This window comes from Syntrophobacterales bacterium, assembly GCA_019429105.1.
In the GTDB taxonomy this organism is placed as follows: domain Bacteria; phylum Desulfobacterota; class Syntrophia; order Syntrophales; family UBA5619; genus DYTH01.
Window position 1 is genome coordinate 23,814 of sequence record JAHYJE010000002.1, and the last position, 26,039, is coordinate 49,852.

Here is a 26,039-nt window from a genome sequence, read left to right on the forward strand (position 1 = left end):
AAGCATTGACAAAACTGTCCCCAAATAATAAAAGCATCAGCTTTTAAAAGGTTTTTTGCGCCGCAGGAAGGCGGGAGTGCTGATGAAAAATGTTATGAGCAGCAAACGGGCCCTGGAGATTATTGAAAAGTTTCCCCGCTCCCGGGTGCTGGTGATCGGCGACATAATGGCCGACCACTTTATCTGGGGCGCCGTGTCGCGAATCTCGCCCGAGGCGCCGGTACCCGTTGTGGAGGTAAAGAGGGAAAGCTTCATGCTCGGCGGCTGCGCCAATGTTTTCAATAACATAGCAGCAATAGGCGGACAGGCGGCACTGGCGGGGGTGATCGGCGCCGACGACACCGGCAGACGTCTGCTTCGCGATCTGGGCAACAGGGGGCTGGAGACAAGAGGCGTCATTATCGAGGAAGGGCGTCCGACCACGCTGAAAACGCGGATTGTCGCACACGGGCAGCAGGTGGTCCGGTTCGACCGCGAGGATCGCCGGATGATCAGTGAAGCTGCAATTCGCGCGATCATTGCCTATGTAGAGTCGTTGCGCGACGAGCTGGGGGCGCTGGTGATCTCCGATTACAACAAGGGCGTGGTGGTTCGGCCGCTGCTTGACGGGATAAGGAAGGCGCTTGGCGGCAGGGCGATTGTCACCTGCGTCGATCCGAAGCAACGGGATTTTTCGCTGTACGGGGGCTTTGACATCATTACCCCCAATCATCACGAGGCGGGGCTGGCGGCAGCCGTGGAGATGACGGGCGCCGACGCCCATATACGCGTCGGAGAAAAACTCCTGAAAGAGAGCAAATTCAGGGCTCTGCTGATGACAAGAGGGGAGGAGGGGATGAGCCTCTTCGAAAAAACCGGGTCTGATGCACGCAAAAATTCGCCGCTGCGGCACACCGAATTTCCGACGCAGGCGAGGGAGGTCTTCGATGTGACCGGCGCGGGCGATACGGTAATCGGCGTGCTTGCCCTCTGCCTGGCCGCCGGGGCCTCCTTCCGGGAGGCGGCTTGCCTGGCGAATCACGCCGCGGGGATCGCCGTCGGCAAGGCCGGCACGGCAACTCTCAGCGCCGCTGAGTTGAAAAGGGTTCTATGAGCGCCCCGCAGAGGCCGCCGCGAGTCAAGCTGGCGGCGAGCATTTTCTCCGGTGATCTCGGCGTCATTGGCGCTGTCGTGGAGGCAATGTCGGCAAAATATGGGCAGGCCGACTATATCAGCGCCCCGCTCTTGTTTTCGTACACGGACTATTACGAAAAGGAGTTCGGGGGTTCCCTGATCCGGCGTTTTGTCGCCTTCGAGCGGCTGATCGAGCCGGAGGCGCTGCCGGATGTGAAGTTGTGGACCAACGCGCTGGAAAGTGGTTTTGCGGTGCAAGAAAAGAGGCGGGTCAATATTGATCCCGGTTATCTGTCCGCTGCCCATCTGATTCTGGCCACCGGCAAGGGGTATTCGCACCGGCCCTATCTGCGGGACGGAATCTACGCCGATTTGACGCTGATCTACCGGAAGGGGGCGTTTCAGGTCCTTCCCTGGACCTACCCTGATTACGCCGCGGGCGAGATGATCGGGATTTTGACCCGGATTCGGGAAAAGTATCTGTTGCAGCTCCGGGGCGAGGCCGCAGAGAATAAAGAACAGGAGTCTGAATGACTAAAAGCATGACGGGATACGGCAAGGCGGAGGGGGTTGTCTCTGACAGGAAGTTTACGGTCGAGATGAAATCGGTCAATCACCGGTTTCTGGAGATCTCGCTGAGGATGCCGCAAATATTGTTTTCGCTGGAAGCAGAGATAAAAAGACGGATGGGGGAGAGGTTTTCCCGGGGCAAGATCGATGTCTCGATCCGGGCGGACGGCAATGGCGCTGCCGAAAGCGCGACGCGGCTGGCGCTGAACCTGCCGCTTGTCCGCAATTACTGCGTCCTGCTGAAGCAGTTGCAGGAAGAACTCAACATAACCGAAGAAATTTCCCTATCTGCCGTGACCGGCCTGCGGGATGTCTTTATCCCCGTCGAGGCAGTCGAGGAGGCAGCGGATCTGTGGGGGGGATTTTCCCCGATCCTCGACGAGGCGATGAACAATCTTTCCGCAATGCGGGAAAAAGAAGGGGCAAGCCTGATGCTCGACCTGCGGAACCGCCTGGAGATAATTTCCGGTTTTCTGGAGGGAATCGCTGTCCGGGCGCCGGAAGTGGTGCTGGATTATCAAAAGCGGCTCTCCGAGCGGATAAGGGAACTGACTGCCGGGGCGGAGCTGGACGAATCCCGGCTGCTGCAGGAAGTGGCGATCATGGCCGAAAAGAGCGATATTACCGAAGAGCTCGTGCGTTTCCGCAGTCATATTGAGCAGTTTTCCGAGTTGCTGACGGGCGGGGACGCGGCCGGCCGGAAGATAGATTTCCTGCTGCAGGAGATGGGCCGGGAGGTCAACACAATCGGCTCCAAGAGCGGGGATGTGGGGATAGCCCGTCTGGTAGTTGAGATCAAGAGCGAACTGGCAAAGTTGCGGGAGCAGGCGCAGAACATTGAGTGATGAAGCTAAAAAGTCGCCCGGCCTGCTGCTGGTGGTCTCGGCCCCTTCCGGGGCGGGCAAGACTTCGGTTGGCCGCAGGGTGATGAGGCAGTTCCCCGAGCTCCATTTCTCCGTCTCCGTGACGACGAGGGCGCCGCGCCCCGGCGAGAGCGAGGGGAAGGATTACCATTTTGTTTCCGTTGAGGAATTCCGGGGAATGATCGCCCGCGACGAGTTTGTCGAATGGGTGGAAAATTACGGACATTTCTATGGAACCGCGAAAAAGACAATGGACGACTTTCTGGAGCGGGGCGGCGACCTGCTTTTGGACATCGAGCCGCGGGGGGCCAAAGAGATCCGCAAGCGCTATCCCCGGGGGGCCTTTGTTTTCATCCTTCCCCCCTCCGTTGCCGAGTTGCGAAAACGGCTGGCCAAAAGGGGGGAAAGCGCGGAGGCGCTGGAGAGGCGGCTTGCGGCTTCTGTTAGTGAAATAAAGGAAGCGATGTGGTATGACTACATCATCGTCAATGAAAAAATTGAAGAAGCGGTGGAGAGATTCCGGGCGATTTATCTTGCCGAGAAAAGCAGGCGGGAGCGCTGCGCAGAGAAGATCGAATCGTTTTTCAAATAAAGAAATTATTGAAAAAATGGAGGTTTACAGTATATGGCAAGAGTTACCGTAGAAGATTCATTGAAGAAGGCAAAGAACCGCTTTGCCCTTGTTTTATTGACCTCGCAACGCACCAAGCAGATTATGAAGGGCTCGCATACGCTTGTTGAGCCTGGAAACAACCGGGAGATTGTGACCGCCCTCAGAGAAGTCGCCGCGGGGAAGGTATATTACGCGAAGCCTGAATATCTGGAGATCGTTAAGGATAATTACAAAATTGTTCCCCACGATACGGAATTCATCGGCGATGACGACGATTCGGAGTAGGGGCTCGGCATGCCTCGCCCCTGGGTGCATTGAGGATTGCCATGCAGCTTACCTATGGCATTAACCCGCTCGTTGAGGGTCTTCTTTCCCAACCCCCGGTTTTTGAGAAGATTTTAATCGCCCGGGGGCGGGGCGGGGAAGAGCTGCCGAAAATCATTGCTCTGGCCCGGAAGGCCGATGTTCCTGTCGAATATGTGGGGCGGGAAGCGATAGAAAAGCTGGCCCCGAAGTGCGTCCACCAGGGCGTACTGGGGCTGGGTCGGGAGCATGAGTATGCAGCAATTGAAGACGTGGTTGCCAACCGTCATCCGGAAAACAGTCATGACCTGGTGATTCTGCTGGACGGAGTTGCCGATCCCCGCAATCTGGGCGCCGTGATCCGTACGGCTCATTGCCTGGGGGCAAACGGGGTTGTCATCCCGGAAAACCGCGCTGCTTCAATTACCGCCTCTGCCGTCAAGGCCTCCGCGGGCGCTGCGGAACTTTTACCCGTGGCCCGGGTTGTCAATCTTGTGCGGACAATCGAATATCTGAAGGACGCAGGCTTCTGGATCTACGGCGCCGACGCGGAAGCAGGGAAGGATATTGGTTCGTTTCCTTATGACGGAAATGTCGCTTTGGTCATGGGAAGCGAAGGGCGGGGGATCCGGCCGCTTATCCGCAAAAATTGCGATTTTCTGATTTCCGTGCCGATGCGGGGGAGGGTGACTTCGTTAAATGTTTCTGTGGCAACCGGGGTGATTCTTTTTGAGATTCTCAGAAAGTGGGGGCATTGAGCTATGCCGGTATTTCTTTGGCAGGCGGAAACAAAAAAGGGCGAGAAAAAAAAGGGAGAGATGGAAGCGGCCGATGAGGCGGCGGTGCGGGGCAGGCTGCGCCGGCAGGGGCTCAAGGTAGGGAAGGTAAAGGCCAAGCCGAAGGATCTTTTTGAAAACATTCCATTTTTTCAGCAAAAAATTACAGAAAAGGACGTGGTGGTATTCTCCCGGATCTTCGCGACGATGATCAACGCGGGCCTGCCTTTGATGCAGTGCCTCGATATCCTCGGCGCGCAGGAGCAGAATAAGACCTTCTCCAAGGTAATCAAGGGGATGAAGGACGACATCGAAGCCGGCTCGACGCTCACGGACGCCCTTAAAAAATATCCCAAAATATTCGACCAGTTGTTCGTGAATCTTGTGGCCGCCGGAGAAAGCGGCGGCATCCTCGATGTCATTCTCCAGCGTCTTTCCAACTACATGGAAAAGGCGATGAAGCTCAAAAGCAAGGTCAAGGGCGCGATGACCTATCCGATCAGCGTCCTCGGCATTTCTTTCGGGGTCATCGCGCTGTTGCTGCTGAAGGTCATCCCCGTCTTTCAGAAGATGTTTGAGGGGATGGGCTCGGCGCTCCCGGGCCCGACGCAGTTTCTTGTGGATGCCAGCGCCGCGGCCCAGAGTTACTTCATTTATGTGATAATTGGCATCGCTGCGCTCGTTTACGCCTTCAAAATGTATTATAAAACGGAGAACGGAACCCTGACGGTGGACGCCCTTGTCCTGAAAATGCCGGTTTTTGGGCCCCTGCTCAAGAAGGTGGCCGTGGCCAAATTTACCAGAACGCTCTCGACGATGATGTCAAGCGGCGTTCCCATCATGGAAGGCCTTGATATAGTAAGTAAAACATCGGGAAACAAGATAATCGAAAACGCCATCATGGAGACGAGAAGGAGCATCGGCGAGGGAAAAACGATTGCCGAGCCGCTGATGGAAACCGATATCTTCCCGCCGATGGTGGTGCAGATGATCGCGGTCGGCGAGGCCACCGGCGCCCTGGACACCATGCTTTCCAAAATTGCGGACTTCTATGACGACGAGGTTGACGAGGCGGTAAACGCCATGACGGCGCTGCTGGAGCCTTTCATGATGGTGTTTCTGGGAGGGGTGGTTGGCGGCATGATTATCGCCATGTACCTGCCGATCTTCAAGATGGCGGCGGTGGTTGGGTAAGGGCGGGGAATAAAAAATGGTCGGGATGGCGCGATTTGAACGCGCGACTCCTGCGTCCCGAACGCAGTGCCCTACCAAGCTGGGCCACATCCCGACTGAGGGGGGCTAATAAACGATTTACGATGAATTGTCCATCATTTTTTTGCAGGGCCCCTGAAAAATGCCGGCTCCTTGTCATTTCCGGCAAAACGGCGGGCGGGAAGATCAGGAAAATAAAGAATATTTTTTATGGAGAATCCCTGTTTTGATAATTTACGAACTTGAGTGCAAAAATAATCACCGGTTCGAGGGTTGGTTCAAGGCGCGCCAAGCCTTTGAGGAGCAGAAAAAAGACAGGCAAATTATCTGCCCTGTTTGTGGGGATGCCGATATTTTATTGGCCCCGTCGCCGGTGGCGATTGGCGGGCGTCAGCCGGCGTCGCATTCCCGGGAGATAAAAGAGGGGCGGGAATCGCTGAAAATTATCCGCTACATTCGGGAATATTTAAATAAAAATTTCGATGATGTCGGAGAGAGGTTTGCCGATGTTGCCCTGAAGATGCACAGGGGAGAGGAAGAGGCCCGCAACATAAAAGGGATGACCACCGAGGGCGAAGAAGAAACATTGAAGGAAGAAGGGGTGCAGTTCATAAAAATCAGACTTCTCAAGTATGACGGTTGACTGCGGCGCCATTCAAAGTGATACGCAAAAAAACAATAAAAAATTTCTTGACAAAATCGACTATTAAAATTAATGTCCCGGTTTCTATGGGGGCGGGTTATTGCCCCTGTGGTGGCGAGGAATGCCGCTGGCGTAGCTCAATCGGTAGAGCAGCTGATTTGTAATCAGCAGGTTGCGGGTTCAAGTCCCATCGCCAGCTCCAGGTATGTTTGGATTTGTGGTTCAGTTACGGAGGGGTTCCCGAGCGGTCAAAGGGAGCAGACTGTAAATCTGCCGGCGAAGCCTACGGAGGTTCGAACCCTCCCCCCTCCACCAATTGCCGCAGGGTGGGGTTTCCCCAAAATGACGGCAAATTTTTATGGACGGTGATTGGCGGGAGTAGCTCAGGGGCTAGAGCGTCAGCCTTCCAAGCTGAGGGTCGCGGGTTCGAATCCCGTTTCCCGCTCCAATTTTTTGATGAGTTGCTTTCCGCTTCTTTAAGAGGCGCGCGGATTAGTGTTAGAGAGCCGGTTTTTCCGGCTGGCGTCGGCACTAAGGATTGCAAGGGCGGAGCTTCTCAGGTTTAGATATGCCCACGTAGCTCAGTCGGTAGAGCACATCCTTGGTAAGGATGAGGTCACCAGTCCGATCCTGGTCGTGGGCTCCATTTATGTAAGGTGGTTTGATAAATGAGAAATATTATTACATTGGCATGTGCAGACTGCAAACATCGCAATTATACGACGACTAAAAACAAAAGAACGATGCAGAACAAGTTTGAGATCAAAAAATACTGCAAGTTCTGCCGGTGTCATACGCTGCACAAGGAAACAAAATAACGAGACGCCGCGGTTTATTTAAAACAGGCCAGTAGCTCTAATGGATAGAGCGCCGGACTCCAAATCCGGATGCTGGGGGTTCAAGTCCCTCCTGGCCTGCCAAGTTTATTTTCATGATGCCGGCGATGATGTTGAGAGGGTTATTAAATGGACAAGATTATCAGCAAGATAAAGGTAATTCTGGAGAAGACAAGGCAGTTTTTGTCCAGCTCCAGCGCTGAGTTAAAAAAGGTTGTCTGGCCCACACCCAAGCAGACCCTGGCATCAACTTCGGTGGTAGTAATTGTCGTAATAATTGTGTCTGTTTTTTTGGGGATTGTGGATTTCGGCTTGAGCAAGATTGTAAGACTGGTACTGGGTTGATAAAATGGCTTTGAGATGGTACGTTGTCCACACCTATTCCGGCTATGAGAACAAGGTAAAGCTTTCTCTGCAGGAGCGGGTGGATAAGTCGGGGAAACAGGAATTCTTTTCGGATATCCTTATTCCGGAAGAGAATGTCGTCGAGTTGATCTCGGGCGAGAAGAAGACCTCCAAAAGGAAGTTTTTCCCCGGCTATATACTGGTCCGGATGGAGCTGAACGATGAGACCTGGCACATTGTCAAGGATACGCCGAAGGTGACCGGATTCATCGGCGCGAAAGACAAGCCGTCGCCCATTCTGGATAAGGATGTCGAGAATCTGATAACCAGGATCGATGAGGGGACGCTGAAACCGAAACCGAAGTTCAAGTTCGACGTCGGCGATCATGTGCAGATCATCGATGGACCTTTCACAAATTTTGACGGCTTTATCGATGAGCTGAAACCGGAAAAAGGGAAGCTGCGGGTTATTGTCAGCATCTTTGGTCGTTCAACGCCGGTAGAGCTTGATTTTATTCAGGTAATGCAGGTTTAAGGGTTTTACGGACGGCGCTTGATAAATTCATAAATAGACAAGGGTGATCATAATGGCGAAGAAGGTTATAGCAAACATAAAACTTCAGATAAAGGCGGGGAAGGCCACCCCATCTCCTCCTATTGGCCCGGCTCTCGGTCAGCATGGGGTCAATATCATGGAATTCTGCAAGGCTTACAACGCCATGACGCAGAGCCAGGAGGGGATGATTGTTCCGGCTCTCATTACCGTGTATGCCGACCGTTCCTTTACCTTTGTGACCAAGACACCGCCGGCCTCGGTGCTGCTGAAGCAGGCGGCAAAGATAGCCAAGGGTTCAGGTGATCCGAAGCGGGTAAAAGTCGGGGATGTGACCAAGCAGCAGGTGCGTGAGATAGCAGAACTGAAATTGAGCGACCTCAACGCGATTGATGTAGAGGGCGCCATCCGCATTGTTGCCGGTACGGCGAGATCAATGGGGATTGAAATTATCTAAGCTTTTTATTTGAGGTTTGATCATGGCGAAAAGGGGCAAGAAATATTCAGCGGCGAGGCAGAAAATCGATGCAGCCAATCGCTACGCTGTACAGGAGGCAATGGAGCTCGTAGTGGGAGCGACAACGGCAAAATTTGACGAGACCGTTGATGCGGCAATCAGGTTGGGAGTAAATCCCGCGCACGCGGATCAGATGGTACGGGGTTCGGTTGTTCTTCCGAACGGTTTGGGAAAAAAGGTGCGGGTGCTGGTCTTTGCCAAGGGCGATAAGGAAAAAGAGGCTCTGGATGCCGGCGCCGATTTTGTAGGGGCGGATGACATAGTTGAAAAGATCAAAGGCGGCTGGCTGGATTTCGATCGGGTTATCGCCACGCCTGACATGATGGGAAACGTCGGCAAGCTGGGCAAGATCCTTGGCCCCCGCGGCCTGATGCCGAACCCGAAGGTCGGGACTGTCACCTTTGATGTGGCCAACGCGGTGGCTGAGCTGAAGGCGGGTCGGGTCGAGTTTCGCGTCGAAAAGGCGGGGATAGTCCATTGTCCGGTCGGAAAGGTGTCGTTTGGCGCCGAAAAGCTCAAAGAGAACTTCATGGCTTTGCTGGAGATGGTTCAGAAGCTGAAGCCGGCCTCGAGCAAGGGCATTTACCTGCGCAGCATTTCCCTTTCTTCGGTAATGGGGCCAGGGGTAAAGGTAGATCCGCTTTCGGTTCGCAATCTCTAAACCGGATTTATGGGCGGATAACTTTTTAATATTGTGTCTGAGACAGCGGGTACGTTACGTTTAAACATTTGCGGTTGGCCTGCCGAGGCATTGGGATGAGCGGTTGTTTATCGAACCGGAGAGTATCCTGTATGTTGCTTGTGTTCTCTGACTCTAACAAGGCTTCGTTTTGAAGCGGGGAAGTAAAAAAGGAAGGAGGCTGAATATTGGATCGGGGAACTAAAGAGCAAATTGCTGCTGAGCTGCACGAAAGACTGAAGGATTTCAAGATAGCCGTTTTAGCCGGTTACAGCGGGATGGATGTGGCGAAAATGACGGCGCTGAGGGTGGCGCTGCGCAAGTCGAATGTTGAGTTGCGGGTTGTCAAGAATACGCTTCTGTCCATTGCGTCCCGGGGGACCGAGTTAAGCGTCTTGGAGGATCAGTTTCGCGGACCTCTGACGGTGGCGATCGCCCACGGCGATGAGGTTGACGCAACCAAGACGCTGATCGATTTCGCCAAGAAAAACGAGAAGCTTCAGATAAAGGCCGCGGTTATGGGTGGAAGAGCGCTCACTGCCGCGCAGCTTGCAGTTCTTGCCGAGCTGCCGAGCCGCGAGGTGCTCCTGGGGCAACTGCTTTCGGTGATGGTCGCCGCCCAGACATCCCTCGTGAGGGTGTTGAGCGGGGTTCCGAGGGATTTCGTGCAAGTTCTTAATGCGTATAAAGAAAAGAAGTCATCTGCAAACTAAAAATATTACATACAGGAAGGAATAAGAAAATGGCTACTGAGATTACCAAGGATGATGTCGTAAAGTTCATCGAGGGGATGACGGTTCTGGAGCTTTCGGAACTTGTCAAGGAACTGGAAGAGAAATTGGGCGTAAGCGCCGCCGCGCCTGTGGCGATGATGGCTGCCGGCCCCGCGGCCGCGGCTGCCCCGGTTGAGGAAAAAACCGAATTTGACGCAGTGCTGACCGGGTTCGGCGATCAGAAGATCCAGGTTATAAAGGTTGTGCGCGCCATCACCGGCTTGGGGCTGAAAGAGGCGAAGGATTTGGTTGAGGCCGTTCCCAAACCGATCAAGGAAGCCGTTTCCAAGGACGAAGCTGCCGATATCAAGAAGAAGATAGAGGAAGTTGGCGGGACGGTAGAAGTAAAGTAGCAAAAGGCAATACACGGGTGCTTCTTGGTCCGTGCTGGTTATCTTGTGCAGTGGGTGGGATTATGAATCCCTGAAAAAACGATTTTCCTGCCAAAGCGGCGGGATGAATTGTTGGGGTTCATGTCCCATATCGCTATTGGTGAAAAAGAAATCTCTGACGGCTGAGGCCGAAAGGATACTATGGAAGAATTCAGAAAAAGTTTTGGCCGCATCAGGCGGATACTCGATATCCCCAACCTGATCGATATTCAGACTGATTCATACCGAAAGTTTCTTCAGGAAACGATTGATCCGGACAAAAGGGGAAACACCGGGCTGCAGGCTGCCTTCAGAAGTGTTTTCCCGATTTCCGATTTCAGCGGCAAATGCTCCCTGGAGTTTGTCAGTTATAAAATCGGCGCGCCCCGCTACGATGTGCCGGAGTGCGTTCAGAAGGGGATGACCCTGGCAGCGCCGCTGAAGATAGTTGTCCGTCTGGTTGTCTATGATGTTGAAAGAAATACCGAGCCGAAGGCCATTCGCGACATCAAGGAGCAGGAAATCTATTTCGGCGAGATTCCGCTGATGACCGAAAACGGGACCTTTATTATAAACGGGACGGAAAGGGTCATTGTCAGCCAGCTCCACCGTTCGCCGGGCATCTTTTTCGACAGCGACAAGCTGAAAACCCAATCCGCCGGCAAGGTTATGTACTCCTCCCGGGTTATTCCCATCCGCGGGTCCTGGCTGGATCTGGAATTTGATTCCAAGGATTTGCTCTATGTACGCATCGATCGCCGCCGAAAAATGCCGGTGACGATTCTGCTGAAAGCAATGGGGAATTCCACAGAGGCAATCCTGGAGTATTTTTACAATATTGACCAGGTGCATATCAAGGACGGCAATTTTTTTGTTGCGGTTAACGATTCCCTGCTCGGCTGGAAGGCGCCCTTCGATGTAGTTGCCAAAAGCGGCGAAGTTGTCGTCAAGAAGGGGCGGAAGTTTACCAAGCCTTTGCTCCACAGGCTGATCGATTCCGGGGAGGTCAGAATACCTCTGAACGAAGAGGAAATGATCGGTCGCGTACTTGCCGCCGATGTTCTCGATCGGCAGACCGGCGAGGTGCTGCTCAAATGCAATGACGAGTTGAGCGCGGAGGGGCTGAATCAGTTGCGGGTGGGTGATGTCGGTTCGGTGCGGTTTGTCAACATGGGCGAAGACAAGGAAACCTCTTCGATAAGAAACACCCTGCTGATGGATCGGATCGACAAGGTTGAAGACGCGATTATTGAGATCTACCGACGCTTGCGGCCCAGCAATCCTCCCACGGCGGAAACCGCGGCGAAATTTTTCCGCAGCCTGTTTTTTGCGCCGGAAAACTACGATTTGTCCGATGTTGGAAGGGCAAAACTTAATTATAAACTCCATCTCGATGTTCCGAAAGATGTGACAGTGCTCCGCAATGACGATATCATGTCGGCGGTCAAGTACCTGATAGATCTGAAGAACGGCGCTCCGGAATGCAGCGTGGACGATATCGATCACCTCGGCAACCGGCGTGTACGTTCCGTTGGGGAGTTGATCGAGAACCAGTACCGCATCGGCCTGGTCCGGATGGAGAGGGCAATCAAGGAAAAGATGACGCTGCAGGACATCGAAACCATGATGCCGCACGACCTCGTCAACGCCAAACCGGTTTCGGCGATTGTCAATGAATTTTTCGGCAGCAGCCAGCTTTCCCAGTTCATGGATCAGACCAATCCGCTCTCCGAAATCACCCACAAACGGCGGTTGTCCGCTTTGGGGCCGGGGGGATTGACGCGGGAGAGGGCCGGCTTCGAGGTGCGGGATGTGCATCCCTCCCATTACGGCCGCATCTGCCCGGTAGAAACCCCGGAAGGGCCGAATATCGGGTTGATCGTTTCTCTGAGCACCTTTGCCCGGGTGAACGAGTTCGGGTTTATCGAAACGCCGTACCGGGTTGTGGAAAACGGCAAGGTGTTTGACGAGATAAAGTATTTGACGGCAATCGAAGAGGAAAATCTGGTTATTGCCCAGGCGGACAGACCGCTTTCCCGCGACGGCCGGTTCACCGAACAGCTTATTCCTGCGCGCCGAGGCCCGGACTTTCTGGCCGTCGTTCCCGAAGAGGTAAGCATGATGGACGTATCGCCCACCCAGCTCGTCAGCGTGGCGGCGACCCTGATTCCCTTTTTGGAGCACGATGACGCCAACCGGGCGCTGATGGGGTCGAACATGCAGCGGCAGGCCGTTCCCCTGATGGCGCCGGAGGTGCCGATTGTCGGAACGGGTATGGAACTGTACGTTGCCCGCGATTCCGGAGCGGTCGTGGCGGCGCGCCGGGACGGCGTTGTGGAAAGCGTTGATGCCGCCCGGATAGTCGTCAAAAGCAGCAATCCGGAAAAGGACAGTCTGGACACCGGGGTGGATATCTACAACCTGATAAAATACAAGCGCTCCAACCAGGACACATGTTTCAACCAGAAGCCCATTGTCAACAAGGGGCAGAAGGTTCGCAAGGGGGAAATCATCGCCGATGGCCCCGCTACCGACAAGGGTGAGCTGGCGCTGGGAAGAAATGTCATGGTGGCCTTCATGTCCTGGGGCGGTTATAACTACGAAGACTCCATCCTGGTTTCCGAAAGGATAGTCAAGGACGACATCTTTACGTCGATCCATATAGAAGAATTTGAGGTCATGGCGCGGGATACCAAGCTGGGAAAAGAGGAAATTACCCGCGATATCCCGAATCTCGGCGAAGATGTCATGAAACATCTTGACGATAGCGGGATTGTCAGCATGGGCGTGGCGGTGAAACCCGGCGATATCCTGGTCGGCAAGATTACCCCGAAAGGGGAAACGCAGCTTTCCGCCGAGGAAAAACTGCTCCGCGCCATCTTTGGGGAAAAGGCCAGTGATGTCCGCGATACCTCTTTGCGGGTTCCTCCCGGGGTTGAGGGCACGGTAATCGACGCCAAGATATTTTCCCGGAAGGGGACCGAGCGGGACAGCCGCTCCAAGTATATAGAAGCAGAGGCGATCGAGCAGATTAAACAGGATCGGGATGAAGAACTCCAAATCATCGCCGAGGGCGTCAAAACCCGGATATTCGAGCTGCTGATCGGCAAAAAAACGACCGAGAAGGTTATGGATCCGAAGAAAAAGCGGATTCTTCTCAAAAAGGGAGAAACCATTTCCGAAGAGATCCTCAGCAAGACCGATATGGAAACGTGGCGGGAGGTGGCGCTGGAGGGCGCCGAGGAAACGGAAACGCAGATCGGCATTCTTTACAAAAACCTTGCCCGGAAAAAAGAATTTGTCAATGAATACTTTGACAGGAAAATTGAAAAGCTCACCGCCGGCGATGAACTGCCGCCGGGGGTAATAAAGCTCGTTAAGGTGTATGTGGCGATCAAACGGAAGCTCTCCGTCGGGGACAAGATGGCCGGCCGTCACGGAAACAAGGGCGTTCTTTCGCGGATCCTTCCCGAAGAGGATATGCCCTATCTGCAGGACGGCACGCCGGTGGATATCGTTCTGAATCCGCTGGGCGTCCCCTCCCGGATGAATGTGGGGCAGATTCTGGAGACGCATCTGGGCCTTGCCGCCAAGGGGATGGGGGAGAAGATCAATCTGCTGCTGGAGGAGAACCGCGGGATTGAGCAAATCAAAAAAGAGATGAAGAAGGTTTACTCCTCCCCGCAGTTTGACAGTTTTCTGAAAAAGGCCGATGATAGTGAAATAATTGACTTTGCCCGCCGCCTCAAGCGCGGCGTCCTGGTTGCAACGCCTGTTTTTGACGGGGCTGATGAAAAAGATATAAACATGATGTTGAAGGCTGCCGATTTACCCGAGTCCGGGCAGACGGTGTTGTATGACGGCAGAACCGGCGAGCCTTTCAGTCAGAAAATCACCGTCGGCATCATTTACATGCTGAAACTGCATCATTTGGTTGACAACAAGATTCATGCGCGGTCGATCGGGCCCTATTCGCTGGTTACCCAGCAGCCCCTGGGCGGGAAGGCGCAGTTCGGCGGGCAGAGACTCGGCGAGATGGAGGTATGGGCGATCGAGGCTTACGGCGCCGCCTACACCCTTCAGGAGTTTCTCACCGTCAAGTCCGATGATGTCGCCGGAAGAACCCGTATTTATGAAGCAATAGTCAAGGGCGAGCATACATTCGAACCCGGTCTGCCCGAGTCTTTCAACGTCCTGGTAAAAGAGCTGCAGAGCCTCTGTCTGGATGTTGATCTGATAGAAGAAAAATAGCTTAAGCTTCAGGATTCGCACAAGCTTATCCGCTTGAGAATGATGCCGCAGGGGTTTTGCGGCGCCCGTAACTTTGGCTTATTAGGAGATATAATCCGTGGAAGACGTTTTTAGTTATTTTGAAAAACCTAAAGATCCGGTCAGGTTTAACGCGATCAAGATATCCATTGCCTCGCCGGAGCAGATAGTTTCCTGGTCGCGCGGCGAGGTCAAGAAGCCTGAGACCATCAACTACAGAACCTTCAAGCCGGAGCGGGATGGCCTCTTCTGTTCGAAGATATTTGGTCCGGTAAAGGATTACGAATGCCTTTGCGGGCGCTACAAAAGGATGAAGCATCGCGGCGTGGTCTGTGAAAAGTGCGGCGTGGAGGTCACCCAGTCCAAGGTGCGCCGGGAGAGGATGGGCCATATCACTCTGGCGACGCCGGTTGCCCATATCTGGTTTCTGAAGAGCTTGCCGAGTCGCATCGGCAATATTCTCGACCTTACCCTGAAGGATCTGGAAAGGGTTCTTTATTTCGAGGCGTGGATTGTTCTTGATCCGAAAAAAACCCCTCTGGCCAAACAGGATATCCTGACCGACGAAGAGCTGTACGATTTACGCGAGCAGTACGGGTATGACTCCTTTGAGGTAGGCATCGGCGCCGAGGCGATCCGCATTCTTTTGCAGCAGGTCGATCTCGATGGGCTGGTAGAAGAGCTGCGCTCGGAACTAAAGACCTCCGTCTCGGAGACCAAAAAGAAGAAGTGCATAAAACGATTGAAGATTGCCGAGGCGCTCCGCAAGTCCGGAAACAAGCCGGAGTGGATGGTGCTGACGGTGCTCCCTGTTTTGCCTCCGGATCTGCGTCCGCTTGTACCCCTTGACGGCGGCCGGTTCGCTACCTCCGATCTGAATGATCTCTATCGCCGGGTCATCAATAGAAACAACAGGTTAAAGCGCCTCATGGAGCTAAATGCCCCGGAAATAATTGTCCGCAATGAAAAGCGGATGCTTCAGGAGGCGGTTGACGTCCTGTTCGACAACGGTCGGCGGGGGCGGGCGATTACCGGCACCAACAAGCGGCCGCTCAGGTCCCTGTCCGATATGCTCAAAGGCAAGCAGGGGAGATTCAGACAAAATCTCCTCGGCAAGCGGGTGGATTATTCGGGACGTTCCGTCATTACCGTCGGTCCGAATCTGAGACTGCATCAGTGCGGACTGCCCAAGAAGATGGCGCTGGAGCTCTTCAAACCGTTTATTTATCGCCGCCTGCAGGAAAGAGGCTTTGTTACGACGGTCAAGAGTGCGAAGAAAATGGTGGAAAAGGAGGGTACGGAGGTTTGGGACGCCCTCGATGAGGTCGTGCGCGAATATCCGGTAATGTTAAACCGGGCGCCTACCCTCCATCGGCTGGGGATCCAGGCTTTCGAACCGATCCTGATCGAAGGAAAGGCCATTCAGCTTCATCCGCTGGTTTGTACGGCCTTCAACGCCGATTTCGACGGCGATCAGATGGCGGTGCATGTGCCTCTTTCCGTGGAGGCGCAAACCGAGGCGCGGGTTCTGATGATGTCAACTAACAATATTCTTTCCCCGGCCAATGGCATGCCGATAATAATTCCCAGCCAGGATATCGTTTTGGGCATCTATTTTCTCACGAGGATGCGCAGCGGGGTGCCGGGCGAGGGGATGAAATTTGCCGATCCCGCCGAGGTTCGCTCCGCGCTTGATGCCGGCGCCGTCGATCTGCAGGCGAAAATAACGGTTAGAGTTGATGGCGAGCTGAAAGAGACTACCGTCGGCCGGGTTGTCCTCTACGAGGTTGTGCCGGGAACAATCCCCTTCGACGCCGTCAACAAGGTAATGAACAAGAAGGAACTGGCCAACCTGATCAATAACTGCTACCGCGCCAACGGGGTAAAAACGACGGTGCTGCTGGCCGATCGCCTTAAGGATATCGGGTTTAAATATGCCACAATCTCCGGTGTTTCCATCGCAATCCATAACATGGTCATCCCCGGAAACAAGAAAAAAATTGTCGATAAGGCCGACGGCGACGTCTTGGGGATCCAGAAGCAGTACATGGATGGTTTGATTACCTACGGCGAACGGTACAACAAGGTAATCGACATCTGGGCGCAGGCAACCGAGAAGATCGCCGAGGAGATGCTGGGCGGGATTACAACCGAGGAACGAATCGGCGCCGACGGCAAAAAGACGAGGGGGGAAAGCTTCAATCCAATTCACATGATGGCCGATTCCGGGGCCCGCGGCAGCGCCGTTCAGATCCGTCAATTGGCCGGCATGCGGGGACTTATGGCCAAACCCTCCGGGGAAATTATCGAAACCCCGATCAGGGCCAATTTCCGGGAGGGGCTGACCGTTCTGGAGTACTTTATTTCCACTCATGGCGCCCGCAAGGGGTTGGCCGATACAGCCCTCAAGACGGCCAATTCGGGATATCTTACCCGCCGGCTTGTCGATGTGGCGCAGGATTCAATCATTTCCGAGCATGACTGCGGGACGATTGACGGTCTCGATGTCATGGCGCTGATGGAAGGCGGCGAGATAATCGAAACTGCCGGGGAGAGGGTGCTGGGAAGGGTTGTGCTGGAAGACGTTCGCGATCCCTTTACCGGCGATATTCTGGTAGAGGCTAACCAGCCGATTGACGAGGCGCTGGCCAAAAAGATCGACGATGCCGGTATCGAGAAGGTAAGGATTAGATCGGTGCTTTCCTGCAAATCCAAGCATGGCGTCTGCGCCATGTGTTATGGCCGGGATCTGGCGCATGGCCATCTCGTCAACATCGGGGAGGCCGTGGGAATAATCGCCGCCCAGTCGATTGGGGAGCCAGGCACGCAGTTGACCATGAGAACATTCCATATCGGTGGAACCGCCAAGTTTGAAGAGCATTCCACCCTGGAGTCGAGGCACGACGGGATTATCAAGTTTGTCAACATCAATACGGTCAGACGGTCAACCGGCGAGCTGGCAGTTATGAACCGCAACGGCGAGGTGCATGTTCTCGATGAAAAGGGGAGAGGCAGAGGCAAATACACCGTTCCCTATGGCGCATACATAAAGGTGGAAGACGGAAGCCGGGTGAACGGGCCGACCGATCAGAAAAAAGGCGATTTGATCGCCGAATGGGATCCCTTCTCCATTCCCATCCTGGCCGAGGTTGACGGAGTGGTCAAGTTCGGGGACATCATCGAAGGCAAGACCATGCAGGAGCAGGTTGACGAGGTAACCGGCCTGTCGCGGAAGATTATTGTCGAGTTCAAGGGAACGGACATGCGGCCGCGGGTTTCGATCAAGGACAGCAAGAACAGGACAGCAAAAGTTCCCGGAACGGATGCAGTTGCCCGGCATCTGCTGTCGCTGGGCGCCAATATCGTCGTTTCGGAAGGGGATGCAGTCAAGGCGGGCGACATTCTGGCCAAGATACCGCGGGAAACAACAAAAACAAAGGATATAACGGGTGGTCTCCCCCGGGTAGCCGAGCTTTTCGAAGCAAGAAAGCCGAAGGATTATGCGGTGATCAGCGAGATAGACGGCGTAGTTTCCTACGGCAAGGATTCCAAGGGCAAACGCAAGGTGATCGTCACCCCCAGCACGGATGAGGAAAAGGAATACCTGATTCCCAAGGGAAAGCACGTCAGCGTTCAGGAGGGGGACCGGGTTGTGGCCGGAGAGGCGTTGATGGATGGGGTGCATAACCCCCACGATCTGCTGACGATAAAGGGCGAGAAGGCGCTGGCCCGTTACCTCGTGGATCAGGTGCAGGAGGTTTACAGACTGCAGGGCGTGAAAATCAACGACAAGCACCTCGAGGTGATCGTCCGCCAGATGCTGCGCCGGGTCATGATCAAGAATCCGGGCGACACCTCCTTCATTGCCGATGAACAGGTGGATCGTCTCCGTTTTACGGAAGAAAACGAAAGGGTCCTGGCTGGGGGAGGCACTCCGGCCCAGGGCGAACCGATCCTGATGGGGATTACAAAGGCGTCGCTGACCACGCAGAGTTTCATCTCCGCGGCCTCCTTCCAGGAGACTACGCGCGTTTTGACGGAAGCGTCCATTGCCGGAAAAACGGATTATCTGCTGGGATTGAAGGAAAACGTCATAATGGGCAGGCTGGTTCCCTCCGGGACGGGGCTTCCCATGTACAAAAAATTGGGAATAAAGACGGAAATCAGCAATCCATTGCCGCTGACGGAAAGCAATTTTGATGATTTAGAGGTTGTGGAGCAGCAGGGGTGAAATTTACCGAGAAAATGCTTGACAACGATGGTGCAAGTTGATATTTAGTCGCTCTTTTACGGGTTCGGATAAATACAGGGCGGGAGTTAAATCAGGAGGGTTGATGCCGACGATAAATCAATTAGTTCGAAAAGGGCGGTCCAAAATAAGCAGTAAAGCGACAACGCCCGCATTGGTTGGGTCTCCGCAGCGCCGAGGGGTCTGTGTCAGGGTTTACACCTCTACGCCGAAGAAGCCGAACTCGGCTTTAAGAAAGGTTGCCAGGGTTCGCCTGACGAGCGGGTACGAGGTTACTTCCTATATCCCGGGGGTGGGACATAACCTTCAGGAGCATTCAGTTGTCCTGGTAAGAGGCGGACGTGTGAAGGATCTGCCGGGGGTGCGTTACCACATTATCAGAGGGACGCTGGATGCGGTCGGGGTTCAGGACAGGAAACAGGGAAGATCTAAATACGGCGCCAAAAGGCCAAGTTAAGCGGAGATAGAGGTTATGCCGAGGAGAAGAGAAGTTGCGAAAAGGGAGATACTCCCGGATCCAAAATACAATAACCAGCTTGTCGCCAAATTTGTAAATAATTTGCTCAAGTGTGGCAAAAAAAGCACGGCCGAGTCCATTTTGTACGGGGCTTTCGATATCATAGAAGCAAAAATGAAGGATGCCGCGCCGGTAGATATTTTCGAAAAGGCGGTCAGCAATGTTAAGCCGATAATCGAGGTCAAATCCAGGCGCGTCGGCGGTTCAACCTATCAGGTGCCGACAGAGGTCAACCCTTCGCGCCGGTTAGCCTTGGGGATACGGTGGCTCATCTCCAACGCCAGGGAACGCTCGGAGAAGACAATGAGGGAAAAACTGGCAGGAGAGTTGATTGATGCCGCGAATAATCGCGGGGGCGCCATTAAAAAGCGAGAGGCCGTTCACAAGATGGCCGAGGCCAACAAGGCCTTTGCCCATTACAGATTTTAAGCAGTTCTGTCTGAGGGATGTTCCGTAGGGTGTAATGTTTATTGAAAAACAAACAAACTTTTCCACGTTTTAAGGAGGTCAGTGATGGCTAAAAAGAAATTTGAGAGGACAAAGCCGCATTTGAATATCGGCACGATTGGCCATGTCGATCATGGCAAGACGACCTTAACGGCCGCGATCACAAAACACTTGGCCTCCAAGGGGTATGCGGAGTATCGGCCGTTTGATTCGATTGACAACGCGCCGGAGGAAAAAGAACGCGGGGTGACGATCAATATCTCCCATGTGGAATACCAGACAGATAAACGGCACTATGCGCACGTTGACTGCCCGGGTCACGCCGACTATATCAAGAACATGATTTCCGGCGCCGCCCATATGGATGGCACGATTCTCGTTGTTGCCGCGTCCGACGGGCCGATGCCGCAGACCAGAGAGCACATTCTTCTTGCCCGCCAGGTTCAGGTGCCTTCGATAGTCGTTTATATGAACAAATGCGATCTCGTTGACGATCCCGAGCTGCTTGATCTGGTCGAGCTGGAACTGAGAGAGCTCCTTACCGCCTATGATTTCCCCGGCGACGATGTTCCGATCATCCGCGGCTCTGCGTTAAAGGCCCTTGAGGCCGACGATCCGAAGTCGGAGGATGCAAAGTCCATTTGGGAACTCATGGAAGCCGTTGACAATTACATTCCCGAGCCGGTTCGCGATCTGGACAAGCCTTTTCTGATGCCGGTCGGCGATGTCTTCACCATTTCCGGACGCGGCACAGTTGTTACCGGCCGTGTTGACCGTGGAATAGTCCGTACCGGCGACGAAGTGGAAATAATCGGCATCCGGCCCACCTTCAAGACGGTATGTACCGGCGTTGAGATGTTCCGCAAGACGCTTGATGAAGGGCGGGCGGGCGACGACGTCGGCATCCTGCTCCGGGGGACGAAGCGCGAGGAGGTTGAGCGAGGGCAGGTTGTCGCCAAGCCGGGTTCGATCACCCCTCACACGAAGTTCAAGGCCCAGGTCTATGTTTTGACGAAGGAAGAAGGCGGCAGGCACACGCCGTTCTTTACCGGATACCGACCGCAGTTTTATTTCCGTACAACCGATGTGACTGGCGTTGCCACGTTGCCCGAGGGGATCGAAATGGTGATGCCCGGCGATAATGTCGAGATGAATGTTGAACTCATTACTCCGATTGCCATGGAAGAGCAGCTCCGTTTCGCCATCCGTGAAGGCGGCAGGACTGTCGGCGCCGGCGTAGTCAGCAAAATCATGGAATAAACATATACTGAAGTTGACGGGAATATAATCAAACTATGAAAGATCAAAAGATAAGGATTCGCCTTAAGGCGTATGACTACAAATTGCTGGACCGCTCCGCGGATGATATCGTGGAGACGGCCCGGAAAACCGGCGCGCGGGTGGGCGGTCCGATTCCGCTGCCGACGGAGATCAACAAGTACTGCGTCAACCGGTCTCCGCATGTGGATAAGAAATCGCGCGAGCAGTTCGAAATAAGAACTCATAAAAGGCTCATAGACATAGTGGAGCCAACCCAGGCGACAGTCGATGCCCTGATGAAGCTTGATTTGTCTTCGGGAGTTGATGTCGAGATCAAATTATAAATACGCCGGAAGGATAAAGCGGTCTTTTAGCAGGCGTTAAAGTCGCTTATTGAGTGTGGGTATGACAAAGGGATTGATTGGTAGAAAATTGGGCATGACCGAGGTGTTCTCCGATGAGGGCGTTTTCGTGCCAGTTACCGTGATCGAGGTTGAACCATCCGTCATAGTTCAGAAAAAGACCTTGGAAAAAGACGGTTATGAGGCCCTGCAGCTTGGTTACTGCAGGGTAAGCCAGCGCAAACTGACCAAACCGCTTCAGGGTCATCAGAAAAAGGCCGATAAGGGCTTTTTCCGAATCCTGCGGGAGTTTCAGGGCAGCGCCGATGGTTGCGAGCTGGGTCAGGAAATCGGGTTGGAACTTTTTTCCCCGGGAGATTTTGTTGACGTAGTGGGAACGACAAAAGGCAAGGGGTTCGCAGGCGTCATCAAACGGCATGGTTTTGGCGGCGGCCGCGCGAGTCACGGCTCGATGTTTCATCGCGCTCCCGGTTCCATTGGCGCCAGTGCCGATCCGGCCAGGGTGTTCAAGGGAACAAAGCTTCCCGGACATATGGGAACAGACAGGAAAACCGTCCAGAATCTGCGTGTCTGGGCAGTCAGGCCGGAGCTTAACGCCCTCTTAGTGAAGGGCGCTGTCCCCGGCAAAAAACAGGGTTTTGTTCTGATCAAGCAGGCAATCAAGAAAGTAAAAGCAGATAAATAAAGGCTCTTCAGGTGGAAAAATGCCAATAGCAGGTGTTTACGATATAGAAAATAACAAGGTGTCCGATATTGAATTGAGCGATCTGGTATTTGGCGCTCCGGTAAATGAGGACGTAATCTACCAGGTAGTGCGGATGCAGATGGCGGCTGGAAGAAGCGGCACTGCCTGCACGAAAGGCAGGAGCGAGGTAAGCGGCGGCGGGAAAAGACCCTGGAAGCAAAAGGGTACGGGACGAGCCCGTGCCGGACACTCCCGTTCTCCCCTCTGGAGGAGCGGCGGTACAGTTTTTGGGCCCAAGCCGCGCAGTTACGCGTTTAAAGTGCCAAAGAAAGTTCGCCGACTGGCCCTTGTTTCTGCGTTGAGCATGAAATTCAAGGAAGATCAGATGACGATCCTCCGCGATTTTCCGATGGAAGAGATTAAGACTAAAAAATTCAAAGAGGTTATGGATCTTTTCGGGTTCAAAAAGGCGCTGATTGTCATAGATGTTGACCGCCCGGTTTTATTAAAATCATCGCGCAATGTTAAAGACATAAAAATGATCCGTTCCGAAGGGGTGAATGTTTACGATCTCTTGAAGTACGAACACGTTGTCTTTCTTGAGCCTGCGGTAAATAAACTTGAGGGGGTGCTGACAGCGTAATGGAACTTTATCAGGTCATCAAAAAAATGCTGCTGACGGAAAAAGGCACGATCCTGCGCGAGCAGTCCAACCAGTATAATTTTGAAGTCAATCCCAAAGCCAACAAGATCGAAGTAAAAAAGGCGGTTGAGAAGATTTTCAAGGTTAATGTGCTGGCGGTGCGGGTGATAAACGTGCATGGAAAAGTGAAAAGGGTAGGCAAGGTGATGGGAAGGAAAAGCGACTGGAAGAAGGCGGTCGTCACCCTGGCGCCGGACAACCGAATTGAGTCCATTCAGTAGGCATTGGGATATTGTCGCAAAACGGGACAGATTGAAAAAAAGGCCACTTTAATTTTATTTCAAATATAAGGAAACAGGCGGATGGGAATAAGAAAATACAAGCCGACATCACCGGGGAGAAGATTTCAAACTTGTTCGGATTTTGCGGAGATTACCAAAGATACTCCGGAGAACCGCCTGTTGAGACCTTTGAAAAAAAGCGGTGGGCGCAACAATAACGGCCGGATCACCAGCCGCTACATCGGGGGCGGTCATAAAAGGCGATACAGATTGATCGATTTCACGAGGCTCAAAGACGATATTGACGCCCGCGTCGCCGCGATCGAATATGATCCGAACCGCTCATCGCGCATCGCGCTGCTCAATTATGCCGATGGCGAAAAGAGCTATATTGTCGCTCCTGCCAAGTTGTCTGTCGGGGATACGGTGGTAAGCGGCATCAATGCCGATATCAAACCCGGCAACGCTGCGCCGCTGAAAAACATTCCCCTGGGAACCCTGATCCATAATATCGAACTGAAAGTGGGCAAGGGCGCCCAGCTCGTGCGCTCTGCCGGCGCTTATGGTCAGTTGATGGCAAAGGAAAACAGCTATGCCCTGGTAAGACTGCCGTCCGGGGAGGTCCGCAAGATTTTCGAAGAGTGCCGGGCGACAATCGGTCAGGTAGGCAACATCGATCACGAAAACATCAGCCTCGGCAAGGCCGGCAGAAAAAGATGGAAGGGCAAACTTCCCCATGTCAGAGGGGTGGTTATGAATCCCGTCGATCACCCGATGGGCGGCGGCGAGGGCAGATCCTCTGGCGGTCGGCATCCCTGCACCCCCTGGGGGATACCCACCAAGGGTCATAAGACGCGGACAAATAAGAGCACTAATAAATATATCGTGAAAAGAAGAGGTTAGGCGTGGCACGTTCAATCAAAAAGGGACCTTTTATCGACAGCAGCCTTCTTGAAAAAGTCAGAAGGCAGGATACTGACGGCAACAAGGCAGTGATCAAGACTTGGTCTCGCCGTTCGACTATCACACCGGAGCTGATTGGACAAACATTTGCCATTCATAACGGTAAGAAATTCATTCCCGTATTTGTGACGGAAAATATGGTTGGTCATAAATTGGGCGAGTTTTCGCCGACGCGGACTTTTTACAGTCATGCCGGCGACCGCAAGACCAAGCTGCGCAAATAGGCGCTGGTTTGGTTTCAATCGATACTTTATACTGCAGTACCTTGGAGTAGGAAATGCAAGCAAAAGCAGTGGCAAAATACATCAGGATGTCGCCCCAAAAGGTGCGGCTGGTTGCCGATTTGATCAGGGGCAAGCGTGTGGAGGATGCAAAACAGCTTCTCCAGTTTACGACCAAGTATGCGGCGGACCCGGTGCAGAAGGTTCTGCTGTCGGCACTTGCGAACGCCAAACAGAATCCCAATATCGATGAACACATACTCTATGTACGGGAAATATTTGTTGATCAGGGGCCATCTTTGAAAAGATGGAGGGCGCGCGCGCAGGGTCGTGCGGCTTCAATTAAAAAGCGTACCAGCCATATAACCGTGGTCCTGGATGAGCAGTAAATCTTTGAGGAGGTGAAAGTTTGGGGCAGAAGGTAAACCCGATTGGGCTGAGGCTGGGCGGGATTAAAACTTGGAAATCTCAGTGGTATGCGGAGAAGGACTTCTCACGACTGCTGCACGAAGATCTCAAGGTTCGCAAATTCCTTAAAGAAAAGCTGTATGCTGCGGGAATCTCTAAAATAGAGATTGAAAGAGCGGCAAGCAAGGTTAAGGTAAACATATACGCTGCCCGTCCGGGGATCATTATTGGGAAAAAGGGCGCTGAAATAGAAAAACTGAAGAAGGATGTAGGGGCGATTACCGCCAGTGACGTAATTATCAACATTCTGGAAGTGCGCAAGCCGGAAGCCGATGCTCAGCTTGTTGCCGAAAGTGTGGCGCAGCAGCTTGAAAGAAGAATTGCCTTTCGCCGGGCGATGAAGAAATCGGTAACCACGGCGATGAAGTTCGGCGCCAAAGGGATACGCATAAATTGCGCGGGCCGCCTGGCCGGCGCGGAGATGGCCAGATCTGAATGGTATCGGGAGGGGCGGGTGCCGCTTCATACATTGAGGGCGGACATTGACTGCGGGTTTGCGGAGGCTCTTACTGCCTATGGCAAGATTGGAGTCAAGGTGCTGATTTTCCATGGCGAGGTGTTGCCGGGCAGGGTTGAAAACAAGTAATTGAGCAGCGTCAGGTTAGAAAAAAAGAAGAGGTATTCGAAAAATGTTAATGCCTAAAAGGGTTAAATATAGAAAAATACAGCGGGGCCGAATGAGCGGCACATGCACCCGGGGGGGCTATATCGCCTTTGGGGAGTATGGACTGCAGGCAACCGAGTGTGGGTGGCTGACGGCAAAACAGATCGAAGCGGCCCGTATTGCGATGACCAGGCATATCAAGCGCGGTGGAAAGATATGGATACGGATTTTCCCCCATAAGTCGATTACGAAGAAGCCCGCTGAAACAAGAATGGGAAAAGGCAAGGGCGCGCCTGAAGATTGGGTGGCGGTTATCAAGCCGGGCGTTATTTTGTACGAGATTGAGGGTGTGGAAAAGGAAATTGCCGCGGAGGCTCTCTTGCTGGCGGCTCATAAGCTGCCAATAAGCACGAAATTTCTTTCGAGGGATGTTTCCGATGAAGATTAAGGACATAAGAGATCTTAGCTCTGATGAGTTAAAACAGAAGAAAAGCGAGCTGACCGAGGAGTTTTTTAATTTGCGCATGCGTCATACCTCAGGGCAATTGGAATCGCCGGCCTTGCTTGGCCATGTCCGCAGGGACATTGCCCGCGTCAAAACGGTGTTGGCCGAAAAGGAGGCAAAGTAGTGGAAAAAAGAGGGAAAAAGACTACTATTGAGGGTGTGGTAATCAGCGACAAGATGGACAAGACCATTGTTGTTCGAGTGGAAAGACTGGTCAAGCACCCCATATTCCATAAGTATGTGAAGCGATTTGTGAAATATAAGTCTCATGATGAGGGCAACGATTGTCGCAAGGGCGACAGGGTGATGATTGCCGAGTCGCGCCCCTTGAGCAAAGAGAAGCGGTGGCGGATGGTGCAGATCGTTGAGAAAGCCAAGTAGAAGCAGATAACTCAAAA

Annotated in this window: 31 protein-coding genes and 6 tRNA genes; 36 read left to right on the forward strand and 1 reads right to left on the reverse strand. The window is 53.4% G+C overall.

Translation table 11 applies throughout. The annotated features are described in order from the left end of the window. Positions 1 to 82: 82 nt before the first annotated feature. From rfaE1 to K0B01_00860, 7 genes are read left to right on the forward strand one after another with little or no spacing between them, the layout of a single operon-like run. Positions 83 to 1,093, forward strand: coding sequence for a D-glycero-beta-D-manno-heptose-7-phosphate kinase (gene rfaE1, locus K0B01_00830; protein ID MBW6484685.1), 1,011 nt, complete (start codon positions 83 to 85; stop codon positions 1,091 to 1,093). Beyond that, complete coding sequence (locus tag K0B01_00835) at positions 1,090 to 1,647, forward strand: DUF4416 family protein (protein MBW6484686.1); 558 nt, start codon at positions 1,090 to 1,092, stop codon at positions 1,645 to 1,647. Before rfaE1 ends, K0B01_00835 begins: the two co-directional genes overlap by 4 nt. Beyond that, the gene (locus K0B01_00840) at positions 1,644 to 2,528 is read left to right on the forward strand and encodes a YicC family protein (protein MBW6484687.1); all 885 of its coding nucleotides are present in this window, start codon (positions 1,644 to 1,646) and stop codon (positions 2,526 to 2,528) included. Before K0B01_00835 ends, K0B01_00840 begins: the two co-directional genes overlap by 4 nt. Then, the gene (gene gmk, locus K0B01_00845; GenBank protein MBW6484688.1) at positions 2,521 to 3,138 is read left to right on the forward strand and encodes a guanylate kinase; all 618 of its coding nucleotides are present in this window, start codon (positions 2,521 to 2,523) and stop codon (positions 3,136 to 3,138) included. Before K0B01_00840 ends, gmk begins: the two co-directional genes overlap by 8 nt. 33 nt (positions 3,139 to 3,171) lie before the next feature. Continuing rightward, entirely contained in the window at positions 3,172 to 3,444 is a 273-nt protein-coding gene (gene rpoZ / locus K0B01_00850) for a DNA-directed RNA polymerase subunit omega (GenBank protein ID MBW6484689.1), read from the forward strand. A 41-nt stretch (positions 3,445 to 3,485) separates the two neighbouring features. Beyond that, positions 3,486 to 4,220: a 23S rRNA (guanosine(2251)-2'-O)-methyltransferase RlmB gene (gene rlmB / locus K0B01_00855; GenBank protein MBW6484690.1), complete on the forward strand. Its 735-nt coding sequence runs from the start codon at positions 3,486 to 3,488 to the stop codon at positions 4,218 to 4,220. Between the two features lie 3 nt (positions 4,221 to 4,223). Then, positions 4,224 to 5,432, forward strand: coding sequence for a type II secretion system F family protein (locus tag K0B01_00860; protein ID MBW6484691.1), 1,209 nt, complete (start codon positions 4,224 to 4,226; stop codon positions 5,430 to 5,432). A gap of 17 nt (positions 5,433 to 5,449) precedes the next feature. Here the strand turns inward: K0B01_00860 and K0B01_00865 are convergent. Further along, positions 5,450 to 5,526: transfer RNA gene (locus K0B01_00865), tRNA-Pro, on the reverse strand. A gap of 150 nt (positions 5,527 to 5,676) precedes the next feature. Here K0B01_00865 and K0B01_00870 point away from each other — a divergent pair. The 29 genes from K0B01_00870 to rpsQ all read left to right on the forward strand — a co-directional run bounded on the left by K0B01_00870 (position 5,677) and on the right by rpsQ (position 26,022). Further along, positions 5,677 to 6,093 (forward strand): DUF1178 family protein, encoded by a 417-nt coding sequence (locus K0B01_00870; GenBank protein MBW6484692.1) that lies wholly within the window; start codon positions 5,677 to 5,679, stop codon positions 6,091 to 6,093. A gap of 126 nt (positions 6,094 to 6,219) precedes the next feature. Beyond that, positions 6,220 to 6,295 (forward strand) — tRNA-Thr (locus K0B01_00875). 28 nt (positions 6,296 to 6,323) lie between these two features. After that, positions 6,324 to 6,408, forward strand: a tRNA-Tyr gene (locus K0B01_00880). A gap of 57 nt (positions 6,409 to 6,465) precedes the next feature. Beyond that, positions 6,466 to 6,541: transfer RNA gene (locus tag K0B01_00885), tRNA-Gly, on the forward strand. A 122-nt stretch (positions 6,542 to 6,663) separates the two neighbouring features. Beyond that, positions 6,664 to 6,739, forward strand: a tRNA-Thr gene (locus K0B01_00890). A gap of 22 nt (positions 6,740 to 6,761) precedes the next feature. Continuing rightward, positions 6,762 to 6,911: a 50S ribosomal protein L33 gene (gene rpmG / locus K0B01_00895; GenBank protein ID MBW6484693.1), complete on the forward strand. Its 150-nt coding sequence runs from the start codon at positions 6,762 to 6,764 to the stop codon at positions 6,909 to 6,911. A 25-nt stretch (positions 6,912 to 6,936) separates the two neighbouring features. Further along, positions 6,937 to 7,013: transfer RNA gene (locus K0B01_00900), tRNA-Trp, on the forward strand. A gap of 45 nt (positions 7,014 to 7,058) precedes the next feature. Then, the gene (gene secE, locus K0B01_00905; protein ID MBW6484694.1) at positions 7,059 to 7,274 is read left to right on the forward strand and encodes a preprotein translocase subunit SecE; all 216 of its coding nucleotides are present in this window, start codon (positions 7,059 to 7,061) and stop codon (positions 7,272 to 7,274) included. Between the two features lie 4 nt (positions 7,275 to 7,278). Continuing rightward, the gene (gene nusG, locus K0B01_00910) at positions 7,279 to 7,809 is read left to right on the forward strand and encodes a transcription termination/antitermination protein NusG (GenBank protein ID MBW6484695.1); all 531 of its coding nucleotides are present in this window, start codon (positions 7,279 to 7,281) and stop codon (positions 7,807 to 7,809) included. Between the two features lie 52 nt (positions 7,810 to 7,861). After that, positions 7,862 to 8,284 (forward strand): 50S ribosomal protein L11, encoded by a 423-nt coding sequence (gene rplK / locus K0B01_00915; protein ID MBW6484696.1) that lies wholly within the window; start codon positions 7,862 to 7,864, stop codon positions 8,282 to 8,284. Positions 8,285 to 8,306: 22 nt separating this feature from the next. Further along, positions 8,307 to 9,005 (forward strand): 50S ribosomal protein L1, encoded by a 699-nt coding sequence (gene rplA / locus K0B01_00920; GenBank protein MBW6484697.1) that lies wholly within the window; start codon positions 8,307 to 8,309, stop codon positions 9,003 to 9,005. A gap of 206 nt (positions 9,006 to 9,211) precedes the next feature. Next, positions 9,212 to 9,736, forward strand: a complete 525-nt coding sequence (gene rplJ / locus K0B01_00925; protein ID MBW6484698.1) for a 50S ribosomal protein L10 — start codon at positions 9,212 to 9,214, stop codon at positions 9,734 to 9,736. A gap of 29 nt (positions 9,737 to 9,765) precedes the next feature. Then, a complete protein-coding gene (gene rplL / locus K0B01_00930) occupies positions 9,766 to 10,149 on the forward strand; it encodes a 50S ribosomal protein L7/L12 (GenBank protein MBW6484699.1) in 384 nt (127 codons plus the stop codon). 180 nt (positions 10,150 to 10,329) lie between these two features. Further along, the gene (gene rpoB / locus K0B01_00935) at positions 10,330 to 14,418 is read left to right on the forward strand and encodes a DNA-directed RNA polymerase subunit beta (protein ID MBW6484700.1); all 4,089 of its coding nucleotides are present in this window, start codon (positions 10,330 to 10,332) and stop codon (positions 14,416 to 14,418) included. A gap of 97 nt (positions 14,419 to 14,515) precedes the next feature. Then, positions 14,516 to 18,667: a DNA-directed RNA polymerase subunit beta' gene (rpoC, locus tag K0B01_00940; GenBank protein MBW6484701.1), complete on the forward strand. Its 4,152-nt coding sequence runs from the start codon at positions 14,516 to 14,518 to the stop codon at positions 18,665 to 18,667. A gap of 103 nt (positions 18,668 to 18,770) precedes the next feature. Beyond that, positions 18,771 to 19,142: a 30S ribosomal protein S12 gene (gene rpsL, locus K0B01_00945; GenBank protein MBW6484702.1), complete on the forward strand. Its 372-nt coding sequence runs from the start codon at positions 18,771 to 18,773 to the stop codon at positions 19,140 to 19,142. A 15-nt stretch (positions 19,143 to 19,157) separates the two neighbouring features. After that, positions 19,158 to 19,631, forward strand: coding sequence for a 30S ribosomal protein S7 (gene rpsG, locus K0B01_00950; protein MBW6484703.1), 474 nt, complete (start codon positions 19,158 to 19,160; stop codon positions 19,629 to 19,631). Positions 19,632 to 19,715: 84 nt separating this feature from the next. Next, complete coding sequence (gene tuf / locus K0B01_00955) at positions 19,716 to 20,909, forward strand: elongation factor Tu (protein MBW6484704.1); 1,194 nt, start codon at positions 19,716 to 19,718, stop codon at positions 20,907 to 20,909. Positions 20,910 to 20,944: 35 nt separating this feature from the next. Then, positions 20,945 to 21,253, forward strand: a complete 309-nt coding sequence (rpsJ, locus tag K0B01_00960; GenBank protein ID MBW6484705.1) for a 30S ribosomal protein S10 — start codon at positions 20,945 to 20,947, stop codon at positions 21,251 to 21,253. 61 nt (positions 21,254 to 21,314) lie between these two features. Further along, the gene (gene rplC, locus K0B01_00965; protein ID MBW6484706.1) at positions 21,315 to 21,956 is read left to right on the forward strand and encodes a 50S ribosomal protein L3; all 642 of its coding nucleotides are present in this window, start codon (positions 21,315 to 21,317) and stop codon (positions 21,954 to 21,956) included. A gap of 19 nt (positions 21,957 to 21,975) precedes the next feature. Next, a complete protein-coding gene (gene rplD, locus K0B01_00970; GenBank protein ID MBW6484707.1) occupies positions 21,976 to 22,599 on the forward strand; it encodes a 50S ribosomal protein L4 in 624 nt (207 codons plus the stop codon). Further along, on the forward strand, positions 22,599 to 22,880 hold the full coding sequence (gene rplW, locus K0B01_00975; GenBank protein MBW6484708.1) for a 50S ribosomal protein L23: 282 nt from the start codon (positions 22,599 to 22,601) through the stop codon (positions 22,878 to 22,880). Before rplD ends, rplW begins: the two co-directional genes overlap by 1 nt. A gap of 81 nt (positions 22,881 to 22,961) precedes the next feature. Further along, positions 22,962 to 23,783 carry a 50S ribosomal protein L2 gene (rplB, locus tag K0B01_00980; protein MBW6484709.1) on the forward strand — a complete coding sequence of 274 codons (822 nt, stop codon included), beginning with the start codon at positions 22,962 to 22,964 and terminating at the stop codon, positions 23,781 to 23,783. 2 nt (positions 23,784 to 23,785) lie between these two features. Next, positions 23,786 to 24,067, forward strand: a complete 282-nt coding sequence (rpsS, locus tag K0B01_00985; protein ID MBW6484710.1) for a 30S ribosomal protein S19 — start codon at positions 23,786 to 23,788, stop codon at positions 24,065 to 24,067. A gap of 53 nt (positions 24,068 to 24,120) precedes the next feature. Then, positions 24,121 to 24,453: a 50S ribosomal protein L22 gene (gene rplV, locus K0B01_00990; protein MBW6484711.1), complete on the forward strand. Its 333-nt coding sequence runs from the start codon at positions 24,121 to 24,123 to the stop codon at positions 24,451 to 24,453. A gap of 20 nt (positions 24,454 to 24,473) precedes the next feature. Next, positions 24,474 to 25,118 carry a 30S ribosomal protein S3 gene (rpsC, locus tag K0B01_00995; GenBank protein ID MBW6484712.1) on the forward strand — a complete coding sequence of 215 codons (645 nt, stop codon included), beginning with the start codon at positions 24,474 to 24,476 and terminating at the stop codon, positions 25,116 to 25,118. Positions 25,119 to 25,161: 43 nt separating this feature from the next. Continuing rightward, positions 25,162 to 25,584: a 50S ribosomal protein L16 gene (rplP, locus tag K0B01_01000; protein MBW6484713.1), complete on the forward strand. Its 423-nt coding sequence runs from the start codon at positions 25,162 to 25,164 to the stop codon at positions 25,582 to 25,584. Beyond that, positions 25,574 to 25,765 carry a 50S ribosomal protein L29 gene (gene rpmC / locus K0B01_01005; GenBank protein ID MBW6484714.1) on the forward strand — a complete coding sequence of 64 codons (192 nt, stop codon included), beginning with the start codon at positions 25,574 to 25,576 and terminating at the stop codon, positions 25,763 to 25,765. The genes rplP and rpmC overlap by 11 nt, the downstream gene beginning before the upstream one ends. Further along, positions 25,765 to 26,022, forward strand: a complete 258-nt coding sequence (rpsQ, locus tag K0B01_01010) for a 30S ribosomal protein S17 (GenBank protein ID MBW6484715.1) — start codon at positions 25,765 to 25,767, stop codon at positions 26,020 to 26,022. The genes rpmC and rpsQ overlap by 1 nt, the downstream gene beginning before the upstream one ends. Positions 26,023 to 26,039: the final 17 nt, after the last annotated feature.